The organism is Blastococcus sp. SYSU DS1021, from assembly GCF_054050995.1.
In genome coordinates, this window is the sequence record NZ_JBJHAL010000051.1 from 1 (window position 1) to 2,967 (window position 2,967).

General features: G+C 73.0%; 3 protein-coding genes. All 3 read right to left on the reverse strand.

What is annotated here, in order from left to right:
• Positions 1 to 354 precede the first annotated feature (354 nt).
• From dapB to ACI8AP_RS20965, 3 genes are read right to left on the reverse strand one after another with little or no spacing between them, the layout of a single operon-like run.
• Entirely contained in the window at positions 355 to 1,152 is a 798-nt protein-coding gene (gene dapB / locus ACI8AP_RS20955; RefSeq protein ID WP_456591306.1) for a 4-hydroxy-tetrahydrodipicolinate reductase, read from the reverse strand.
• A 49-nt stretch (positions 1,153 to 1,201) separates the two neighbouring features.
• The gene (locus ACI8AP_RS20960; RefSeq protein WP_456591307.1) at positions 1,202 to 1,549 is read right to left on the reverse strand and encodes a VanZ family protein; all 348 of its coding nucleotides are present in this window, start codon (positions 1,547 to 1,549) and stop codon (positions 1,202 to 1,204) included.
• 1 nt (position 1,550) lies between these two features.
• Positions 1,551 to 2,807, reverse strand: coding sequence for a M16 family metallopeptidase (locus ACI8AP_RS20965; RefSeq protein WP_456591308.1), 1,257 nt, complete (start codon positions 2,805 to 2,807; stop codon positions 1,551 to 1,553).
• Positions 2,808 to 2,967: the final 160 nt, after the last annotated feature.

Sequence of the window (2,967 nt, forward strand, 5' to 3'; positions counted from 1 at the left end):
ACCAAAGGAATCCCAGCCCCAACCACACAGTGGCCAGGGCACGGGGTATTACTTGGCACTGACTTTCGGCACGCTGTTGAGTTCTCAAGGAGCGGACGCGCAAGAACTAGACCCTCGCGGGCTTCGTTCCTGGCTGGATGTCCAACTCTACGCCGGTTTCCAGTGACCCGCTACCCGGGCCCCGGTCCGGCGGCCCTTCCGGGCCGCGCGGCGCATGGAGAACCATACACGACTTCTCCGGCCGGTGCGCAAGCCCGGGTCCCGTGACGCGCGCCACCCCTCGGTGACGTGCTGGACCGGCCCCGTCCAGAGGCTCGCGCCGAGCCTGCGAGGCGTGAGGAGGACGGGGTCCTTCTAGAGCCCCAGGAAGCTCTCGATGCCCACCGTCAGGCCGGGGCGCCGGCCGATCTCCCGGACGGCGAGCAGCACACCCGGCATGAACGAGGCGCGGTCGTACGAGTCGTGCCGCAGGGTCAGGGACTCCCCCGCCGCCCCGAACAGCACCTCCTGGTGCGCCACCAGCCCGGCGAGCCGGACCGCGTGAACGTGCACCCCCTCGACATCGGTGCCGCGCGCACCCGGGAGCTCGTCGGTCGTCGCATCGGGGACGGGGGCCATCCCGGCCGCCCGGCGGGCCGACGCCACCAGACGGGCGGTGCGCAGCGCCGTCCCCGAGGGGGCGTCCACCTTGCCGGGGTGATGCAGCTCGACGACCTCGACGGACGGGAAGAAGCGGGCCGCCTCCTGGGCGAAGCGCATGAGCAGGACCGCCCCGATGCCGAAGTTGGGCGCGATGACGACGCCCACCTCCGGCTTCGGCTCCAGCCACTCGGCCACGGTGGCCAGACGGGCCTCGTCGAAGCCGGTCGTCCCCACGACGCAGTGGATGTTGTTGTCGATGCAGAACCGGATGTTGTCCATGACCACGTCCGGGCGGGTGAAGTCGACGACGACCTGCGCTCCGGCGTCGGCCACGTTGAACAGCCAGTCGCCGTCGTCGACCATCGCCACCAGCTCGAGGTCGTCGGCCTGGTTCACCGCCTTGACCACCTCGGTGCCCATCCGGCCGCGGGCGCCGAGCACCCCCACCGGGATGAGCGGGGACCCCGCATCGGTCGAGGTGGGCTGCTGGCCGGTCGGGCTCGTCGTCACGCGGCCAGGTTTCCCGGCCCGGCGTCCCGATGCAAGACAGGGGTCCGGATCAGCGTGCCCGGCGTTCCCGCCAGTGCCAGACCAGGAGCCCGACGGCGACGCCGGCGACATCGGCGGCGCCGTCCGCCACCGAGGCGGAACGGCCCAGCGGGGCGAGCCCCTGGACCAGCTCGCTGAGGACGGCGTAGGCGACGAGCCCCGCGGCCAGCCGCGGCGTCCGCACCCCGGCCCACCGGCCCGTGGCCGCGAGCACGGCGAAGAGCGCCAGGTGCACCGCCTTGTCCGTCCCGGGCGGTGCGGTGGGCACGCCCGAGGAGGGCAGGAAGAGGATCACCAGGGACGCCGCCAGCACCAGGCCGAACGCCACCTGGGGCAGTGCCTGCCCTCCGTCGCGCACGTCAGAGCCGGTCGAGGTCGGACTCACGGTAGGGGCCGACCACGGCCAGGCAGGTCTCCCGGCCGAACAGCTCGGCCGCCACCGAGCGGACCTGCCCCTCGTCGACCGCCTCGATGCGGGCCAGCACGTCCCGGACCGGGACGTACTCGCCGTAGGAGAGCTCGCTCTTGCCGAGCCGGCTCATCCGGGAGCCGGTGTCCTCGAGCCCGAGCACCAACCCACCCTTGAGCTGACCCCGGGCCCGGGCGACCTCGTCGGCGGTGAGCCCGTCGACCGCCACCCGGCCGAGCTCCTCGCGGATCAGCCGCAGCACCTCGGGCACCCGCTTCTTCGAGCAGCCGGCGTAGACGGAGAACGCGCCCGCACCGGCGTAGTGGGTGAGCGCCGAACCGACGCTGTACACCAGGCCCCGCTTCTCGCGGATCTCCTGGAACAACCGCGAGCTCATGCCACCCCCGACGGCGGCGTCGAGGACTGCGGCCACGTAACGGCGCTCGTCCTGCCGGCCCATGGCGGGCGTGCCGAGCAACAGGTGCGTCTGCTCGGTCCGGCGGGAGATCAGTCCGGTGGGCCGCGCCGGCCGCTCGAGGACGAGGTCCCCGGTGCGCAGCGGCGCCGGGCGGCCGGCGCCGGAGAGCCGGTCGCCGAAGGCCTTCGCCACGAGGTCGAGCACCTGCTGGTGCTCCACCCGCCCGGCCGCGGTCACGACGATCGAGGGCACGGCGTAGCGGGACCGGTACCAGCCGTCGACGTCGTCCCGCGTGAGCCCCTCGATCGACTCGACGGTGCCGAGCACCGAGCGGCCCAGGGAGGTGTCGCCGTACAGGACCTCGGCGAACAGGTCGTGCACCGCGTCGGAGGGCTCGTCGTCGCGCATGGCGATCTCCTCGAGCACCACCGTCCGCTCCGACTCCAGGTCCGCGGCGGTGTTGGTGGCGTCGGTGACCAGGTCGGCCAGCAACGTCACCGCGAGCGGCAGGTCGCTGGCGAGCACGTTCGCGTAGTAGCAGGTGTGCTCCTTCGCGGTGAACGCGTTCATCTCACCGCCGACCGCGTCCATGGCCGTCGCGATCTCCAGCGCGCCGCGCGACGTCGTCCCCTTGAACAGCAGGTGCTCCAGGAAGTGCGACGAGCCGGCGACGGCCGGCGTCTCGTCCCGCGACCCGACGCCCACCCAGATGCCGAGCGTCGCCGACAGCACGCCCGGCATGCTCTCGGTGAGCACCCGCAGGCCCCCCGGGAGCTCGGTGCGTTCCACCCGGCCGCCGACCTCGTCGAGGTCGAGCAGCGCGGTCGTCCCTACGGGAACCGGGGGGGGGGGGGGAGCCCCCCCCCCCCCCCCCGATAATTTAATCATTGGTACAAAAACCCCCCGGGGGGGGGGGGGCCGGGCTCCGGGGGGGCGTGGGGCACCACCG